Source organism: Gaetbulibacter sp. M235 (genome assembly GCF_043876835.1).
Classification (GTDB): Bacteria; Bacteroidota; Bacteroidia; order Flavobacteriales; family Flavobacteriaceae; genus Yeosuana.
The window spans coordinates 450430-467164 of sequence record NZ_JBAWJZ010000001.1 but is presented as its reverse complement, the minus strand read 5'-3'; the positions used below and the strand labels follow the sequence as shown (position 1 = coordinate 467164).

The 16735-nt window shown below is 31.7% G+C and carries 19 protein-coding genes; 16 read left to right on the top strand and 3 right to left on the bottom strand.

Going from position 1 to position 16735, the window contains the following annotated elements; all coding sequences use genetic code 11:
* The first annotated feature begins 46 nt into the window (after window positions 1-46).
* The gene (purD, locus tag V8G69_RS02170; protein WP_394880072.1) at window positions 47-1318 is read left to right on the top strand and encodes a phosphoribosylamine--glycine ligase; all 1272 of its coding nucleotides are present in this window, start codon (window positions 47-49) and stop codon (window positions 1316-1318) included.
* Here purD and V8G69_RS02165 read toward each other — a convergent pair.
* The gene (locus V8G69_RS02165; RefSeq protein WP_394880071.1) at window positions 1313-1540 is read right to left on the bottom strand and encodes a uracil phosphoribosyltransferase; all 228 of its coding nucleotides are present in this window, start codon (window positions 1538-1540) and stop codon (window positions 1313-1315) included. The two genes, purD and V8G69_RS02165, sit on opposite strands and share 6 nt — an antisense overlap.
* Before the next feature lie 107 nt (window positions 1541-1647).
* Here V8G69_RS02165 and V8G69_RS02160 point away from each other — a divergent pair, with 107 nt between their 5' ends.
* Window positions 1648-2571: a DUF6427 family protein gene (locus tag V8G69_RS02160; protein WP_394880070.1), complete on the top strand. Its 924-nt coding sequence runs from the start codon at window positions 1648-1650 to the stop codon at window positions 2569-2571.
* Here V8G69_RS02160 and upp read toward each other — a convergent pair.
* The gene (upp, locus tag V8G69_RS02155; RefSeq protein ID WP_394880069.1) at window positions 2560-3219 is read right to left on the bottom strand and encodes a uracil phosphoribosyltransferase; all 660 of its coding nucleotides are present in this window, start codon (window positions 3217-3219) and stop codon (window positions 2560-2562) included. The genes V8G69_RS02160 and upp overlap by 12 nt on opposite strands.
* Before the next feature lie 72 nt (window positions 3220-3291).
* Between upp and V8G69_RS02150 the strand changes: the two genes are divergently transcribed.
* Window positions 3292-3897 (top strand): DUF4254 domain-containing protein, encoded by a 606-nt coding sequence (locus V8G69_RS02150; RefSeq protein WP_394880068.1) that lies wholly within the window; start codon window positions 3292-3294, stop codon window positions 3895-3897.
* Between the two features lie 39 nt (window positions 3898-3936).
* Window positions 3937-4956 (top strand): glycosyltransferase family 9 protein, encoded by a 1020-nt coding sequence (locus V8G69_RS02145; RefSeq protein WP_394880067.1) that lies wholly within the window; start codon window positions 3937-3939, stop codon window positions 4954-4956.
* A gap of 31 nt (window positions 4957-4987) precedes the next feature.
* Here the strand turns inward: V8G69_RS02145 and V8G69_RS02140 are convergent, their stop codons facing one another.
* Complete coding sequence (locus V8G69_RS02140; protein ID WP_394880066.1) at window positions 4988-6043, bottom strand: 2Fe-2S iron-sulfur cluster-binding protein; 1056 nt, start codon at window positions 6041-6043, stop codon at window positions 4988-4990.
* Window positions 6044-6168: 125 nt separating this feature from the next.
* Between V8G69_RS02140 and V8G69_RS02135 the strand changes: the two genes are divergently transcribed.
* The 12 genes from V8G69_RS02135 to atpA all read left to right on the top strand — a co-directional run bounded on the left by V8G69_RS02135 (window position 6169) and on the right by atpA (window position 16716).
* A complete protein-coding gene (locus V8G69_RS02135; protein ID WP_394880065.1) occupies window positions 6169-6570 on the top strand; it encodes a DUF2059 domain-containing protein in 402 nt (133 codons plus the stop codon).
* Between the two features lie 67 nt (window positions 6571-6637).
* A complete protein-coding gene (locus V8G69_RS02130; RefSeq protein WP_394880064.1) occupies window positions 6638-8110 on the top strand; it encodes a DUF5687 family protein in 1473 nt (490 codons plus the stop codon).
* Window positions 8111-8134: 24 nt separating this feature from the next.
* Window positions 8135-8830 carry an ABC transporter ATP-binding protein gene (locus V8G69_RS02125; RefSeq protein WP_394880062.1) on the top strand — a complete coding sequence of 232 codons (696 nt, stop codon included), beginning with the start codon at window positions 8135-8137 and terminating at the stop codon, window positions 8828-8830.
* A gap of 116 nt (window positions 8831-8946) precedes the next feature.
* Complete coding sequence (locus tag V8G69_RS02120; RefSeq protein WP_394880060.1) at window positions 8947-11508, top strand: hypothetical protein; 2562 nt, start codon at window positions 8947-8949, stop codon at window positions 11506-11508.
* A 15-nt stretch (window positions 11509-11523) separates the two neighbouring features.
* Entirely contained in the window at window positions 11524-11943 is a 420-nt protein-coding gene (locus tag V8G69_RS02115; RefSeq protein ID WP_394880058.1) for a polymer-forming cytoskeletal protein, read from the top strand.
* Window positions 11903-12133: an AtpZ/AtpI family protein gene (locus V8G69_RS02110; RefSeq protein WP_394880057.1), complete on the top strand. Its 231-nt coding sequence runs from the start codon at window positions 11903-11905 to the stop codon at window positions 12131-12133. Before V8G69_RS02115 ends, V8G69_RS02110 begins: the two co-directional genes overlap by 41 nt.
* Complete coding sequence (locus V8G69_RS02105) at window positions 12133-12519, top strand: hypothetical protein (RefSeq protein ID WP_394880055.1); 387 nt, start codon at window positions 12133-12135, stop codon at window positions 12517-12519. The genes V8G69_RS02110 and V8G69_RS02105 overlap by 1 nt, the downstream gene beginning before the upstream one ends.
* 116 nt (window positions 12520-12635) lie before the next feature.
* Window positions 12636-13739 carry a F0F1 ATP synthase subunit A gene (atpB, locus tag V8G69_RS02100; RefSeq protein ID WP_394880054.1) on the top strand — a complete coding sequence of 368 codons (1104 nt, stop codon included), beginning with the start codon at window positions 12636-12638 and terminating at the stop codon, window positions 13737-13739.
* A gap of 70 nt (window positions 13740-13809) precedes the next feature.
* Complete coding sequence (gene atpE / locus V8G69_RS02095; RefSeq protein ID WP_394880052.1) at window positions 13810-14004, top strand: ATP synthase F0 subunit C; 195 nt, start codon at window positions 13810-13812, stop codon at window positions 14002-14004.
* A gap of 80 nt (window positions 14005-14084) precedes the next feature.
* The gene (locus V8G69_RS02090) at window positions 14085-14585 is read left to right on the top strand and encodes a F0F1 ATP synthase subunit B (RefSeq protein WP_394880051.1); all 501 of its coding nucleotides are present in this window, start codon (window positions 14085-14087) and stop codon (window positions 14583-14585) included.
* A 6-nt stretch (window positions 14586-14591) separates the two neighbouring features.
* On the top strand, window positions 14592-15128 hold the full coding sequence (atpH, locus tag V8G69_RS02085) for an ATP synthase F1 subunit delta (RefSeq protein ID WP_394880050.1): 537 nt from the start codon (window positions 14592-14594) through the stop codon (window positions 15126-15128).
* Between the two features lie 7 nt (window positions 15129-15135).
* A complete protein-coding gene (atpA, locus tag V8G69_RS02080) occupies window positions 15136-16716 on the top strand; it encodes a F0F1 ATP synthase subunit alpha (RefSeq protein WP_394880049.1) in 1581 nt (526 codons plus the stop codon).
* Window positions 16717-16735 lie beyond the last annotated feature (19 nt).

Sequence of the window (16735 nt, the reverse complement as noted above, 5' to 3'; positions counted from 1 at the left end):
AAGTTAAAAGCCATTATTTTTGCGCATCAAAAGAAAACAAAACACAATGAATATCTTAATTCTTGGTTCTGGTGGAAGAGAACATACATTTGCTTGGAAAATTGCACAAAGCCCTTTATGCGAAAGTTTATTTGTTGCCCCTGGAAACTCTGGAACTTCAGAAATTGCAACAAATGTAAATATTGCTGTAACCGATTTTCAATCAATTAAAGAATTGGTGCTTCAAAAAAGTATCGATATGGTCGTTGTTGGCCCAGAAGATCCATTGGTTTTAGGCATTCATGATTTCTTTTTGAATGATGATGAATTAAAACAAGTCGCTGTTATAGGTCCACAAGAAAAAGCTGCACAATTGGAAGGCAGTAAAGAATTCGCGAAAGAATTTTTATTCAGACACAATATACCAACAGCAGCTTATGAAAGTTTCACAGCGAAAACCGTAGAAAAAGGGTATTTGTTTTTAGAAACTTTAAAACCGCCTTATGTTTTAAAAGCAGATGGATTGGCAGCGGGAAAAGGTGTTGTAATTCTTAATAATTTAGAAGAAGCTAAAGCCGAATTAAAATGCATGTTGGTTGATGCTAAGTTTGGTCAAGCAAGTACTAAAGTAGTCATTGAAGAATTTCTTGATGGTATTGAATTAAGTTGTTTTGTGTTAACAGATGGCAAAAACTATAAAATATTACCAACGGCAAAAGATTACAAACGTATTGGAGAAGGAGATACAGGACTGAACACAGGTGGTATGGGAGCAGTTTCTCCAGTGCCATTTGCAACAGATGAATTTCTAAATAAAATAGAAGAGCGTATTGTAAAACCAACTATTGAAGGGTTTCAAAAAGACAACTTACCATACAAAGGATTTGTATTTATTGGACTTATTAAAGTAGGCGATGACCCAAAAGTGATTGAATACAATGTGAGAATGGGTGACCCTGAAACCGAAGCGGTGCTTCCTAGACTTAAAAATGATTTTGTAGAAATACTTCAAGCTATGGTTGATGGAACATTAGATAAAATTAACATTGAAATTGATGAGCGCGCAGCTACAACCATTATGTTAGTGTCTGGCGGTTATCCTGAAGCATATGAAAAAGGAAAAGAAATTACAGGTATTAATGCTATTAAAGATTCCATTCCTTTTCATGCAGGTGCTATTAATAAAGAAGGAAAAGTGGTAACTTCCGGCGGGCGTGTTATGGCAATTACATCTTACGGAAATACCTATACAGAAGCCATAAAAAAATCTTACCAAAGTATAGAAAAACTATATTTTGATAAGATGTATTATCGTAAAGATATTGGATTTGATTTATAGATAAGAGTGTGCAGAAATACTTTTGTTTTCTTCATTATTATCATTAAAACCCTTTAATTGTAACATCCAATAAACAAAGGCTATTAAACCAATAGCAAAGAATATCCAGGAAATAGTATTTGCTGCAAACCAATTTTTTAATTCCAATGCTCTTAATGCATCAAAGGGAGCAAAAAGAAAATTTACAAATAAATCCTGTATTGCGTAAAAGAAATCTTTCATGTTATTATTTTGTTTTTTATTTGATTAAGTCTTTATGTAAATAAAAATTTTAATCAAATCAGAGACATAGTTAGTATATTTACGGAGCAAAAATACAAAAAGAGTTAATGATTACAAGTGTTTTTAATAAATCAAAGCCAATAAATTTTGTCATTGTTTTTTTTATAATGCTCTTGGCTTTTTCTGTGGCCAATTTTAAGCCATTTATAGATTCGCTGTCTATTGCATCTTTTTTTAAAAAAACCACTTTGTTTTTTGTATGCTACTTCACAATTTTAATATTCAATTTTGTAGTGGTTAAAAATAGTTTAACTAAAAACAATCACTATCAAATTCTGCTATTTAGTTTGTTCTTTTTAATGTTTCCAGAAACAACAATTAATGGAGATATATTGTTTGCCAATGTTTTTATTTTATTGGGTTTAAGAAGACTTTTAAGCTTAAGAACTCAAATAAAAATTAAAAAGAAATTGTTTGACACGGCTGTTTGGTTTGCTATAGCTACCTTTTTTTACTTTTGGGCCATTTTGTTTTTTGTTTTAATTTTTGTCACCTTGTTTTTATACACAGACAATAGAATAAAAAACTGGATTGTTCCGTTTGTGGGCTTTGCTACAATTGTAGTAATTTCAATTAGTGCATCAATAATTTTTTATGATGGTTTTTTTGAAATAATAAACGTTTCTAAAGCAGTAAGTTATAATTACAACAGTTATAATACAACTAAATTTTTAATAGCAATTACCTTGTTATTGTCTTTTGGCGTTTGGTCATCTATCTTTTTTGTGAAATTAGTTCAGAAAAAAAAGAAAGCCTTAAAGCCATCTTTTAAAATTATATTTGCTTCGGTAATAATAGCTTTTGTAACCGTTATTTTAGCACCACAAAAAAACGGAAGTGAGTTTTTGTTTTTGTTTGTTCCTTTATCAATAGTAATGACCAATTATATTGAAAGCATAAGGGAAAAGTGGTTTAAAGAAGTATTCCTTTCAATATTAATTGTGGTTCCTTTAGCGTTATTAATGCTGTAATTTTTCTCCAAAAGACAAATCGCCGGCATCACCAAGACCCGGAACGATGTATCCTTTATCATTTAATGTTTCATCTACTGTTGCAATCCACAAATGTGTATCAACATCAAAATATTTTTCAACATAATCAACACCTTCTTGTGCACCAATAGTACTTACTAGGTGTATTTCCTTAGGTTTTCCGTACGGTTTTAAGGCTTCAAACGTAGTAACCATTGATCTTCCGGTTGCTAACATTGGATCAGCTAAAATCAAGATTTTATTTTCAAGATTTGGGCAAGCTAAGTATTCAACAATGATCTCAAAGTCATCTGAGTTTTCTTCATGATGTCTATAAGCCGATATAAAAGCATTTTCAGCATCATCAAAGTAATTTAATAAACCATTATGAAGGGGGACTCCGGCCCTTAAAATAGAACACAAAACCATATCACCATTTATTAAATTTATTTCAGAAATTCCTAAAGGCGTTTTAATTTTCGCCATTTGATATTGTAAAACTTTACTCATTTCATAACCTAAAATTTCGCCAATACGCTCAATATTTCTTCTAAAGCGCATGCGGTCTTTTTGAATAGTAACATCTCTAATTTCTGAAATAAACGTGTTTAAAACGGAGTTTTGTTTTGATAAATTATGAATATGCATGAGTGACAATGTAAGTTTTGAGTAGTAAAGTTAATTAAATAGAAGTATATTTACATTTTAAATATACACATCATGTTTACAACTAAAGCTAATGCTATTTTTCAAGACGTTATTAACCAATATCACATTATAAACACGGTAAGTCAACCGTTTAAAAACAAGTATAAGGAAAGTGATTTAATAGAACACTTATTGTACAGAAAATGTTGGATTGATACTGTTCAATGGCATTATGAAGATATTATTAGAGACCCACAGATTGACCCAGTTGCAGCCTTAACTTTAAAAAGACAGATTGACGCTTCAAATCAGGACAGAACGGATATGGTTGAATATATTGACAGCTATTTTCTTGCTAAATATAAAGATGTAACTGTAAAACCAAATGCAACCATAAATACTGAAAGTCCAGCTTGGGGAATAGATAGATTATCAATTTTAGCATTGAAAATTTACCATATGAATGAAGAAGCTACACGTGTTGATGCAACTGAAGCTCACAGAATGGCTTGTCAAAAAAAATTGGATATATTACTTGACCAAAGAGTTGATTTGTCAACAGCTATTGATACTTTGTTGAGCGATATTGAAAAAGGAGATAAGTACATGAAAGTTTACAAACAAATGAAAATGTACAATGACGACGAGTTAAATCCAGTACTGCGTTCTCAAAAATAACCTTCAAAAGAAAGATTAATTTTATTTTCCTTTATTTGAATGCCTGATGAAAATAAACATATCCTTGTAATTAGGCTTTCAGCTATGGGAGATGTTGCTATGACTGTTCCCGTATTGAGTGCATTAATTGAGCAACATCCAAACTTAAAAGTAACGGTTCTTACTAGAGAATTTTTTAGACCATTTTTCAGAGATTTGCCTAATGTTTCGGTTTTTGTTGCTGAGATTAAAGGAAAACATAAAGGAGTTTTAGGTCTCTTCAAACTATCAAAAGAATTAAAAAGCTTAGGTGTTGATGCCATTGCAGATTTGCACAATGTGTTAAGAAGCAATATTTTAAAGTCCTTTTTCTTCGGAATAAAAACGATTAAAATCGATAAAGGCAGAAACGAAAAGAAAGCGTTGGTTACAGGAGACAAGTTTTATCAACTTAAAACAACACACCAACGTTATGCCGAAGTGTTTGAACAGGTAGGGTTTTCTATTGATTTATCAAATCCAAAATTTCCCCCAAAAGCGATATTAAGTGAGAAACTTAAAAGTTTAATTGCTGATAATAACATGAAAATTGTGGGCATTGCCCCTTTTGCTGCCCACGAAGGTAAAATGTATCCATTAGACTTAATGAAACGTGTTATTGAATCTCTTTCAAAAGAATATAAAATTCTATTATTTGGAGGTGGTTCAAAGGAAATGGATATTTTAAATAGCATAGAAACTTCCTATGAAAATGTTATAAACATAGCAGGAAAAGTTAGTTTTGAAGAACAATTGGATATAGTTTCTAACCTAGATGTTATGCTTTCTATGGATTCTGGAAATGCCCATATTGCTGCTATGCTAGGAGTAAAAGTCATAACCATTTGGGGAGTTACACATCCATATGCTGGTTTTGCGCCGTTTAATCAGCCTCAAGATTATACGTTGTTGTCTGATAGAAATCAATTTCCAAAAATTCCAACGTCTGTTTATGGAAATAGGTATCCAGAAAATTATAAAGAAGCCACAAGAAGCATTTCCCCAGAAACGGTAATTAAAAAAGTCAAGTCTGTTATCTAGAAAAAGTAATTTTTATAAGATGGGCGTCTTTCTAAATATCATCATAATCCACCACAATTGTAGGTGTAGTTGGATGGGCTTGGCAGGTTAAAATTAAGCCTTGTGCTATTTCTTTTTCGGTTAAAATATTGTTTTGTCTCATAGTTGCTTCTCCTTCTTTTATTCGAGCCAAACAACTACTGCAAATTCCACCTTGACATGAATAAGGGGCGTCAAGATCTTCATCTAGAGCAGCTTCCAAAATGGTTTGTTTTTTAGACATTTCAAAAGTGGTTTCCTCATCATCAACTATAATGGTAATTTTGGTATTACCACTTTCAACATCTTCTTCAACAATGTCAACTGGTTTTGCGGCTTTAAAAAGTTCAAAATGGATTCTGTTTTCGTCAACACCATTATCAGACAGAACATGTTTAACCGTTTGAATCATGGCTTCGGGGCCACAAAGATAAAAAGCATCAATATCAATATGTTTGTATTTGTTTTTCACAATTAGATTTACAGTGCTTTTTTCAATTCTACCAAAAATAGCATCTTCTTCCTGCGTCTGACTAAATACAAATTGAATAGAAAGTCGATCTTTATACTTATGCTGTAATTCTAAAAGCTCATTTAAAAACATAGTATCTCCTGTTGTTTTGTTTCCATAAACAAGAATTACTTTGCTGTGAATTTCTTCTTCCAAAGCACATTTTATAATGCTTAAAACCGGCGTGATACCACTTCCAGCAGCAAATGCAGCAATGTTTTTAGTTTTAGAATCATTAGGCTCAAAAATGAAACGTCCTTTTGGTGGAGCAACCTGCAAAACATCGCCAACTTTTATTTTGGTATTTGCATAAGCCGAAAATGTACCATCTTTCACTTCTTTAATGGCAATTTTTAGTTCTCCACTTTTTGGTGATGAACATAAAGAATAATCACGTCTCACTTCATGACCATCAACATTCGTTTTTAATGTAATATATTGTCCAGCTTTAAAGGAATATGATTCTTTTAAATCGCTAGGCACATTAAAGCTAATACTAATTGATTTATTGGTTTCTCTAGTAATTTCTTGTACAGAAAGGTTGTGAAATGTAGACATTCGATATTTTTTTACAAAAATAGTAAAACTAGATTAGTATATTTTAACTTTGACTGTAACATTTAGCACAAAAATCTTACTTATAGAACTGTATATAAAATTATATTAACCATAAGAAACAAATCATGAAAAAAATCTTACTAGTATGTATGTTTATGGTAGCCATTGCTACAAAAGCTCAAGACAATTCTGACTTTAAAAATGAAACTGTAGAATTTTTAAAACTTACAGGAGCAGGAGCCGCATTTGAAAATGCAATTGCTCAAATTGGCGCAGGAGTTTCTCAAGAAAACAAGGAGGCTTATACTAATGAAGCTAATGGAACATTAGTTAGCTTATACGATAAAATGGCAGAACTTTATATGGCGGAATTTACACAAGATGAAATTAAAGAACTAGTAGCATTTTATAATACTGATTTAGGAAAAAAATTAGCCGAAAAACAATTAGGGCTTACACAAAAAGCTATGATGTTTGGTCAGTCTTGGGGAATGGAAGTGTCGGCCATAGCTCAAAAATACAATTAGTAAAATTCTCACCAGGCAATCAATTAAGATTGCCTAATTTTTTATTTTCAAACACTAATTTAAAATTATGATTAAACGTTTTTTAAGTTTAGAGTGGAAACAGTTTTCAAGAGCATCATACTTTCAAAAGGGGATTGCTATAAAAATATTGTTATTTTTCGCAGCCATATATTTTGGTGGAGCCGCAATTTTTCTTGGAATAGGTATGTTTTTTATCTTAAGAAAAGCAGTTCCAGATGTTGATCCCATTATAACAATAAACAATTTTTTAGTTTACTGGTTTTTATTTGATTTGGTAATTAGGTTTTTTATGCAGCAATTACCAGTTATGAATATAAAACCGTTAATGACGATTCCCATAAAACGAGAAACGGTTATTCATTATTTACTTGGTAAAACAACCCTTTCTTTTTTTAATTTTTTACCGCTTTTCATCTTCTTACCATTTAGCATAGTGCTTTTAGCAGAAGGGTATCCTGTTATTAACGTATTATGCTGGTTTTTGTCAGTAATGGTTTTAACTCTAGCCGTAAATTTTATTAACTTTTTAATTAATAAAAACAACACATTTTTCTATATAATAGTTAGTGTTTTAGCGTTATTTATTGGTTTAGAGATATACCAAATATTTAAAGTTTCTGAACCTATTGGTGTTGCCTTTAATACGTTATATAGTAAACCATATTTAGTCATAATCCCAATAGCTTTAACGTATACGCTTTATAAAATCAATTTTAACGACATTAAAAAAGGGTTTTATTTAGACGGAGCCATTTCTAAAAAAGTAGAGAAAGTTAACAATATTGATTTATCATGGATGAATCGTTTTGGAAGTATTGCCGTTTTTCTTAAAAATGATGTTCGATTAATTCTTCGTAATGCCAGACCAAAACAGGTTTTAATGATGTCATTTTTGTTTTTATTTTACGGGTTAATCTTTTATACCCAAGAAGTATATCAACAAATGCCGGCATTTTTAGCTTTTGCATCTATGTTTGTTACAGGTGGTTTTTTAATGACCTTTGGGCAATTAGTCCCTTCATGGGATAGTGAATATTATAAACTACTTATGAGCCAAAACATTCCATATAAAAAATATTTAGAATCTAAATGGTATTTAATGGTTGTTGCCGTAGCTATTTCGTTTGTATTGAGTACACCTTATTTATATTTTGGATGGAAAATATTTGGTATGATAGCAGCTGGTGCCTTATTTAATATTGGTTTAAATTCATTTATCACCTTATTTGGAGGTGCATTAAATCGAGTTCCTATTGAATTAAATGTTAAAGCGAAAGCATTTAGTAATACCAACGGTTTTAATCCTACTCAAATGCTAATTGCATTACCAAAACTAGGACTTCCAATGTTATTGTTTTATATACCGTATAAGCTAATAAATTTTGAAGCAGGGCTTCTTGTTTTAGCGTTAAGTGGCGTGTTGGGTATTGTTTTCAGAAACTTCTTTTTAAGTAAAATTGAAAGCATTTATCAAAAAGGCAAGTATAAAACCATAGCTGCTTTTGCAGAAAAAAAATAATCAGTCATTAAATTTGTTTAAGTTATGATAACAACATCAAATCTTTCCAAAAAATATAATACCAATCTAGTTTTAAACATTGAATCACTTGACATTCCAAAAGGTCAAAGTTTTGGTTTAGTAGGAAATAATGGTGCCGGCAAAACCACTTTTTTCAGCTTGCTTTTAGATTTAATTCAGCCAACATCAGGATATATTAAAAACAACGAAATTCTTGTTAATGAAAGTGAAGACTGGAAACCTTTTACATCATCTTTTATTGACGAAAGTTTTTTAATAGGTTATTTAACCGCTGAAGAATACTTCTATTTCATAGGAGAATTACGAAATCAAAATAAGGCAGATGTAGATGCATTATTAGCTCAATTTGAAGATTTCTTTCACGGAGAAATTTTAAACCAGAAAAAATACCTGCGCGATTTAAGTAAAGGAAACCAGAAAAAAGCAGGCATTGTGGCAGCTTTAATAGGCAACCCAGAAGTTATTGTTTTAGACGAACCTTTTGCTAATTTAGATCCAACAACACAAATTCGATTAAAACAAATTATAAAAGAGCTTGCCGAAACAAAAGGCGTAACCGTGCTCATTTCAAGTCATGATTTAATGCATGTTACAGATGTTTGCGAACGCATTGTAGTTCTTGAAAAAGGAGAAATTATAAAAGATCTTGCTACTAATGAGGCAACTCTAAAAGAACTAGAAGCTCACTTTGCTAGTTAGCACTTTATCCAAAAGTCGCTAGGTTTTATAGGTTAATCAAAAAAGATGCTTATTTTTACCTTTTACATAATATATGTAAGAGTTTATAGTTATTTATTAGACTAAATAGACAGGTATTGAAAACATCATTCAAATTCATACTAATAATAGTTGTATCTTCTGTTTTTGTAACTAGTTGTTCACAAAAAAAAAACAGTTTTATAAACCGCAATTTTCATGCTGTTACTGCAGAATATAATGCACTTTATAATGGCTATTTAGCTTTAGAAGAAGGCAGAAAAACACTTAATGATGCATACAGTGATAATTATTGGGATATTTTACCCATAGAGCGTATGCAGATTAGTGAAGAGATTATACTTCCTGGTCAATCTAAAAATGAAAATTTCAACAGAGCAGAGGAAAAAGCTGTAAAAGCCATTCAAAAGCACAGTATGAATCTTCAGGGGAAAGAAAGAAACCCGCAAATTGATGAAGCTTACTTGCTTTTAGGAAAAGCGCGATATTTTGATCAACGTTTTGTGCCCGCATTAGAAGCTTTTAACTACATTCTTTATAAATATCCGGCAAGTGATAAAATTAATCAAGCAAAAATTTGGAGAGAAAAAACCAATATCCGCCTTGATAATGATGAGTTGGCAATAAAAAACTTAAAACGTCTTTTAGAAAGAGAAGAGTTAAGCAGTCAGGATTTGGCTGATGCTACATCCATGTTAGCCCAGGCTTATTTAAACACAAAATCTGTCGATAGTGCCATCACGCAATTAGAAATCGCAGCCAATGCAACTAAAAGTAATGATGAGGTTGGCAGATATCGTTTTATTCAAGGGCAGCTTTATAATACATTGGGCTATAAAGACAGCGCTAACATCGCTTTTGATAAGGTTATTGAACTTAACAGAAAAACGCCTCGAATTTATTTGATAAGTGCCCAACTGGAAAAAATCAAAAATTTCGACTATGAACATGGCGATAAAACAGCTTGTTTAGAATTATTAACCAAGCTTGAAGAAGATAGAGAAAACAGACCATTTTTAGATAAAATATATCACCAAATAGGTGAATATCATAGAAATAATAAATCGGAATATTTAGCTGTTTCATATTACAATAAGTCATTACGCACCAACTCCAGAGACAAACAGTTAATGGCTAGAAACTATCAAATTCTTGGAGATATTAGTTTTGATAATTCTATTTATAAAGAAGCCGGTGCTTATTACGATAGTACCATGACTAATTTAGTGGTCGACTCAAAACCATATCGTATTATAAAACGCAAAAAAGATAACCTTGAAGATGTTATTTATTATGAAGGGATTGCTCAGGTTAACGATAGTATTTTAAACTTGGTCAATTTATCAGAAGAAGATAGAATTTCATTTTTTGAAACTTATATTGAAAAATTAAAAGTTAAAGCTGAAGAAGAAAAACAAAAACAAGAAACAGCGAAACAAAATACAGGATTAATCACCGTTAATAATACACCTGGCGGAACAAACCCAATGACTCCAAGAGGTGGTTTACCTAATCAAGAAAGCATGTTTTATTTTTATAATCCAACAACAGTTGCTTACGGTAAAAATGAATTTGTGAAAATTTGGGGAAACAGGGCCTTAGAAGACGATTGGAGATGGTCAAGTAAAGGGAAATCAAATACTAATGCAGCGGTTTCAAACAATGAAGTATTTGCTGACGCAACCGCGGATGAATTATACAACCCAGAATTTTATATTTCAAAAATTCCAACCGAAACAAAAGAAATTGATAGTATCTCTAAAGAAAGAAACTATGCCTATTACCAATTGGGATTGATTTATAAAGAAAAGTTTAAAGAATATGAATTGGCTAAAAGCAAGTTTGAAACAGTTCTTGAAAGCAACCCAGAAGACAGACTAATACTGCCTTCAAAATATAATTTATACAAAATTTACGAATTATTGGGGCAAGCCGATGAAGTATCAATAGCTAAAAACGATATTATTTCAAACTTTCCAGATTCCAGATATGCCACTATTTTAAGTAATCCAGAATTGGCAACTTTAAAAGATGAAAATAGTCCGGAAAATGTATATGAAAGTATTTATCAGCAACACGAAAATCAGGAATATGCTCAGGTAATAGCTAAATGCGAAACGTATATAAACGCTTTTGATGGCGAACCAATTGTTCCTAAATTAGAACTTTTAAAAGCAACTGCTACAGGACGTTTATATGGCTTTGAACCATATAAAAAAGCCATCAATTATATAGCAATAACATATGCCAATACTCCCGAAGGACAACAAGCTCAAGAGATTGAAACTAAAATGTTGCCAAGTGTTCAAAGCAAAGAATTTGTATTAGATAGTGTTGCTAATAATTACAAAGTGGTTTTCCAATTTAACAAAGCTGAAACATCAGAAATAAACACTTTCAAGGATACTTTAAATAAGGTTTTAAAAAACATTAAATATTATGATTTGTCATCATCGGTTGATGTGTACAATCCAGACACAACGTTTGTAATTGTTCATGGATTAAAAAACAAAGTAGTTGCTAAAACTTTTGACCAACTCTTTATTAAAGAAGATAAAAACAAAATTAAAAAACTGTTTTTTGTTATATCCTCACCTAATTACCAAATCATTCAAATCCATAAAAATTTGGAGGATTATTTAAACACTGATAATAACTAAATTAATAGCAAAATTATGTTTACTGATAATAAAAAATCTAAACACATGGAAGAATCAACATCGAGTCAAAATATTATTGCCCAAGGAACCAAAATTAACGGAGATTTTAATAGTGAAGGTGATTTTAGAATAGACGGAACCGTAGAAGGAAATATTAAAACAACTGGAAAAGTTGTTGTAGGTAAATCTGGTTTTATAAAAGGAACATTACAAGGTACCGATGCTCATTTTGAAGGGAAATTTTCTGGAAAGTTAAGCTTATCTGGCATACTAACTTTAAAATCAACTGCACACATTGACGGAGAGGTTGTTGTTGGCAAACTTGCTGTTGAACCTGGCGCTGCATTTAATGTAACATGTATTATGAAAGGAACTGTTAAAGAAATGAATAAAGGTGGACAACAAAGAGAGCAAGAAACCGGGAAAACAGCTTAAAAATGTTGCGGCTCTTTCTGGAATTACAATTCAAATGGGTGTTACTATCTATTTATTTGTGATTTTAGGAAAATGGCTAGACACTAAATTTAACAACGGAGACAAACTTTTTATAATTATCATGACACTATTAGGAGTAGGAATTTCTTTATACGCAGTTATTAAGCAAGTTAATAGAATAAAATATTAATGAGTAATCTTTTTATACGTTTTGCCATAAAGGCAACGGTTGTTTTAACAGTTGCTTTTTGTATTCATGTTGCAGTTTTAAACGTTTTTCAACTACCACTTTTTGAAAATAAAATTGTACTATCATACGTTGTTAACCTGCTATTGGTTGTTATTATTTTTGGACTCTTATATCTTTCCAAAAAAAAATTTAAAGACCAGTTGGGGTTTTTATTTATAGCAGGAAGCGCATTAAAATTCGGTGTGTTTTTTGTTGTTTTCTATCCTTTTTTTAAGCTTGACAATCACATTTCTAAATTAGAGTTTGCCGCTTTTTTTGTGCCTTATGGTTTAGGTTTGATTTTAGAAACAATTAGCCTTGTTAAATGGCTAAATAAGTTAGATTAAAAGTTGCCCAATATCTATCAAATCAAACCTTTGAAATAAAATAAAAATTTATTTTTGTTTTTGAGATAAAACCATACCTTTGCAGGAATTTTTAAGCCACTATTAGTTAGAGTGATATGCGTGTAAAAACATATTTAAAATCAATTACATTATTCCTGTTTTTATTAACCTTTATGTCGTATGGGCAAGAAGGTCATACAGAAGAACAATTACTTGAAGGGACAAAAACTGATAAAGAAGCAGAAATAAAAGAATATATTCTGCATCACTTAAAGGACTCTTATGATTTTGGATTGTATTCATATACAACAGATCAAGGTGAGACTAAGCATGTTGGGTTTCCTTTACCTGTAATACTTTGGGATAATGGTTTAAAAGTGTTTTTATCTTCTAAATTTCATCATGGAGAAGAAGTAGCTGAAGTTGGAGGTAATCATTATAAAGTTTATCATTCAAAAATTTATAAAGTTGATGGCCCGAATGGAGAGATAAATGAAGATGAACACCACCACGCTACCAATGAAAAACCACTAGATTTCTCAATTACAAAAAATGTTGTTTTGATTTTTATGGTATTTGCTATTTTGTTTTTTATGTTTAGTCGCATGGCAAAAGCTTATAAAAGCAACAATGGGTTGCCAAAAGGAATAGGTCGTATCTTAGAACCAATAGTGCTATATGTAAGGGATGAAATTGCAATTCCTAATATTGGTGAAAAGCACTATAAAAAATATATGAGTTATTTGTTAACTGTATTTTTCTTTGTTTGGGTCGTGAATCTTTTTGGTTTAACACCAATAGGAATGAATGTTACCAATAACATAGCTGTAACCTTATGTTTGGCTCTTATTACATATATTATCACAACATTTTCTGGAAACAAAAACTATTGGAAACACATCTTCTGGATGCCGGGAGTTCCTGTTCCTATGAAAATTATTTTAGCACCTATTGAATTATTAGGAACTTTTATAAAACCATTTGCGTTAATGATTCGTTTGTATGCGAACATTACAGCTGGACATATTGTGTTAATGAGTATCATTGGAATGATGTTTATTTTTAATAACTGGATTGGTTCCTCATTATCGTTTGTTTTAGCGTTTGTATTAGCAATTTTAGAACTGTTAGTAGCAGTATTACAAGCCTATATTTTCACTGTGCTTTCTGCCTTATACTTTGGTATGGCGGTTGAAGAGCACCATGATGAAGCACATTAAATAATAAAGAGTGCCATTCCCAATATTGGGAATCAAAATTGAATGTTTAATTTTTAATTATATATATATTATGGGAAATATTCCTGAAATCGTTGGAGCAGGTTTAATCGTAATAGGAGCAGGAATCGGAATCGGTAAGATTGGTGGTTCAGCTATGGAAGCTATTGCACGTCAACCAGAAGCTACTGGAAAAATTCAAACCGCTATGCTTATTGCAGCAGCGTTGATTGAAGGTATTGCCTTTGCAGCTTTATTTGCAAAGTAAAACACACAAAAGAACAGCTTTAACGGTTGGTTATAGCTGTTCTTTAAATTAAACAGAGTTTTTTAGAAATATAATTTATTATGGAAGAATTATTTGGAGGATTTTCTTTAGGGTTGTTTATTTGGCAAGCAATACTCTTTATAGCACTTATTTTATTGCTTAAAAAATTCGCTTGGAAACCTATTTTAGATTCAGTTAACGATAGAGAAGAAGGTATTAAAAATGCATTGGATGCTGCTGAAAAAGCAAAATTAGAAATGCAAAATCTTCAAGCAGACAACCAAAAATTGTTAAAAGAAGCAAGAGCAGAGCGTGAAACTATGTTGAAAGATGCACGCGACATGAAAAATAAAATGATTGAAGACGCTAAAGACGAAGCTAAATCTGCTGCAGGAAAGTTAATTGAACAAGCTCAGGCTGCAATTGAAACTGAAAAGAAAGCAGCAATTGCTGAATTGAAGGCTCAAGTAGCAAGTTTATCAATCGAGATTGCAGAAAAAGTAGTGCGTGAAGAATTATCAAACAAAGACAAACAAGTAAAATTGGTTGAGTCTATGTTAGGTGAAGCAAAATTAAACTAACAATAAATGGCAGGAGCAAGAGCAGCAATACGTTACGCAAAAGCAGTTTTAAGTTTGGCTACAGACAGAAATAAAGCAGAAGCAGTAAATAATGATATGAAGTTAATGGCTAAAACCATTGCAGAAAATATTGAGTTAGGCGATATGCTTAACAACGCTGTAATTAAATCTGAAACCAAAAAAGCAACTTTATTAGCTATTTTTCCTAATCTTAATGAAATTAGCACAAACTTGTTTGATGTTTTAATTTCTAATAAAAGAGTAAACATTTTAAATGATATTGCAATACATTACAGCATATTGTTTGATGTGCTAAATGGAAAACAAGTCGCAAAAGTAACCACAGCAATTCCAATGACTAAAGAGTTGGAAGCAAAAGTGCTTGCTAAAGTGAAAGAGCTAACAAATAAAGAAGTAAAACTTGAAAGCATAATAGATGAAACTATTTTAGGTGGTTTTATCCTTAGAGTTGGAGACAAGCAATATAACGCAAGTGTTTCCGATAAACTTAACAAATTAAAAAGAGAATTTACATTAAATTAATTATAAGATGGCAGAAGTAAAACCAGCTGAAGTATCAGCAATCTTAAAACAACAACTTGCAGGATTTGATGCATCAGCGTCATTAGACGAAGTGGGAACAGTGTTAACTGTTGGTGATGGTATTGTACGTGCTTACGGACTTTCAAATGTTCAATATGGAGAATTAGTTGAGTTTGAAGGCGGTTTAGAAGGTATTGTACTTAACCTTGAAGAAGATAATGTTGGTATAGTATTATTAGGGCCTTCAGTAGGTATTAAAGAAGGATCTACAGTTAAGCGTACTGGTCGAATTGCTTCTATTAATGTTGGAGAAGGAATTGTTGGACGTGTTGTAGATACTTTAGGAACTCCAATTGATGGTAAAGGTGCTATTGCAGGGAAAACTTACGAAATGCCTTTAGAGCGTAAAGCGCCAGGTGTTATTTTCCGTGAGCCAGTAACCGAGCCATTACAAACAGGTATTAAATCTATCGATGCAATGATTCCTGTAGGTCGTGGACAACGTGAATTGGTTATTGGTGACCGTCAAACTGGAAAAACTACAGTTTGTATTGATACCATCTTAAATCAAAAAGAATTTTACGATGCAGGAAAACCTGTATATTGTATATATGTAGCTATTGGTCAAAAAGCATCTACAGTTGCAAACATTGCTAAAACTTTAGAAGACAGAGGCGCATTGGCTTATACAACTATTGTTGCAGCTAATGCATCAGATCCTGCTCCAATGCAAGTTTATGCTCCAATGGCAGGTGCTGCAATTGGTGAGTATTTTAGAGACTCTGGTCGCCCTGCATTAATCATTTATGATGATTTATCTAAACAAGCAGTAGCATACCGTGAGGTGTCATTATTATTACGTCGTCCACCAGGACGTGAGGCGTACCCTGGAGACGTTTTCTATTTACACTCTCGTTTATTAGAGCGTGCTGCAAAAATTATTAATGATGATGATATTGCTAAAAACATGAACGATCTTCCCGATTCATTAAAACCAATGGTTAAAGGAGGGGGTTCATTAACTGCGTTACCTATTATTGAAACTCAAGCAGGAGACGTTTCAGCATATATTCCAACAAACGTAATTTCTATTACAGACGGACAAATTTTCTTAGATGGAGATTTATTTAACTCTGGTGTACGTCCAGCAATCAACGTAGGTATTTCGGTATCACGTGTTGGGGGTAATGCTCAGATTAAATCCATGAAAAAAGTAGCTGGAACTTTAAAATTAGATCAAGCGCAATATCGTGAATTAGAAGCGTTTGCTAAGTTTGGTTCAGATTTAGATGCTGTTACATTAAATGTAATTGAAAAAGGAAAGCGTAACGTTGAGATTTTAAAACAAGCTCAAAATGACCCTTTTAAAGTTGAAGACCAAACGGCTATTATTTATGCAGGTTCAAAAAACTTATTAAGAAATGTGCCTGTTGAAAAAATAAAAGAGTTTGAAAGAGATTATTTAGAATTCTTAAAAGCTAAACATGCAAATGTATTGGCAGATTTGAAAGCAGGAAAATTAACTGATGAAGTTACAGATACATTAACAGCTGTAGCAAAAGATTTATCAAGTAAATATAAAGCATAATTAGATTTTAGTTTGAGTA

What these genes read in the sequence shown, in the direction of transcription:
- atpA (WP_394880049.1), top strand. Translation starts at nt 15,136, where the DNA reads ATGGCAGAAGTAAAACCAGCTGAAGTATCAGCAATCTTAAAACAACAA.
- V8G69_RS02135 (WP_394880065.1), top strand. Translation starts at nt 6,169, where the DNA reads ATGAAAAAAATCTTACTAGTATGTATGTTTATGGTAGCCATTGCTACA.
- atpH (WP_394880050.1), top strand. Translation starts at nt 14,592, where the DNA reads ATGGCAGGAGCAAGAGCAGCAATACGTTACGCAAAAGCAGTTTTAAGT.
- V8G69_RS02115 (WP_394880058.1), top strand. Translation starts at nt 11,524, where the DNA reads ATGTTTACTGATAATAAAAAATCTAAACACATGGAAGAATCAACATCG.
- V8G69_RS02090 (WP_394880051.1), top strand. Translation starts at nt 14,085, where the DNA reads ATGGAAGAATTATTTGGAGGATTTTCTTTAGGGTTGTTTATTTGGCAA.
- purD (WP_394880072.1), top strand. Translation starts at nt 47, where the DNA reads ATGAATATCTTAATTCTTGGTTCTGGTGGAAGAGAACATACATTTGCT.
- V8G69_RS02105 (WP_394880055.1), top strand. Translation starts at nt 12,133, where the DNA reads ATGAGTAATCTTTTTATACGTTTTGCCATAAAGGCAACGGTTGTTTTA.
- V8G69_RS02125 (WP_394880062.1), top strand. Translation starts at nt 8,135, where the DNA reads ATGATAACAACATCAAATCTTTCCAAAAAATATAATACCAATCTAGTT.
- V8G69_RS02150 (WP_394880068.1), top strand. Translation starts at nt 3,292, where the DNA reads ATGTTTACAACTAAAGCTAATGCTATTTTTCAAGACGTTATTAACCAA.
- V8G69_RS02165 (WP_394880071.1), bottom strand. Translation starts at nt 1,540, where the DNA reads ATGAAAGATTTCTTTTACGCAATACAGGATTTATTTGTAAATTTTCTT.
- V8G69_RS02145 (WP_394880067.1), top strand. Translation starts at nt 3,937, where the DNA reads ATGCCTGATGAAAATAAACATATCCTTGTAATTAGGCTTTCAGCTATG.
- atpB (WP_394880054.1), top strand. Translation starts at nt 12,636, where the DNA reads ATGCGTGTAAAAACATATTTAAAATCAATTACATTATTCCTGTTTTTA.
- V8G69_RS02160 (WP_394880070.1), top strand. Translation starts at nt 1,648, where the DNA reads ATGATTACAAGTGTTTTTAATAAATCAAAGCCAATAAATTTTGTCATT.
- V8G69_RS02130 (WP_394880064.1), top strand. Translation starts at nt 6,638, where the DNA reads ATGATTAAACGTTTTTTAAGTTTAGAGTGGAAACAGTTTTCAAGAGCA.
- V8G69_RS02140 (WP_394880066.1), bottom strand. Translation starts at nt 6,043, where the DNA reads ATGTCTACATTTCACAACCTTTCTGTACAAGAAATTACTAGAGAAACC.
- upp (WP_394880069.1), bottom strand. Translation starts at nt 3,219, where the DNA reads ATGCATATTCATAATTTATCAAAACAAAACTCCGTTTTAAACACGTTT.
- atpE (WP_394880052.1), top strand. Translation starts at nt 13,810, where the DNA reads ATGGGAAATATTCCTGAAATCGTTGGAGCAGGTTTAATCGTAATAGGA.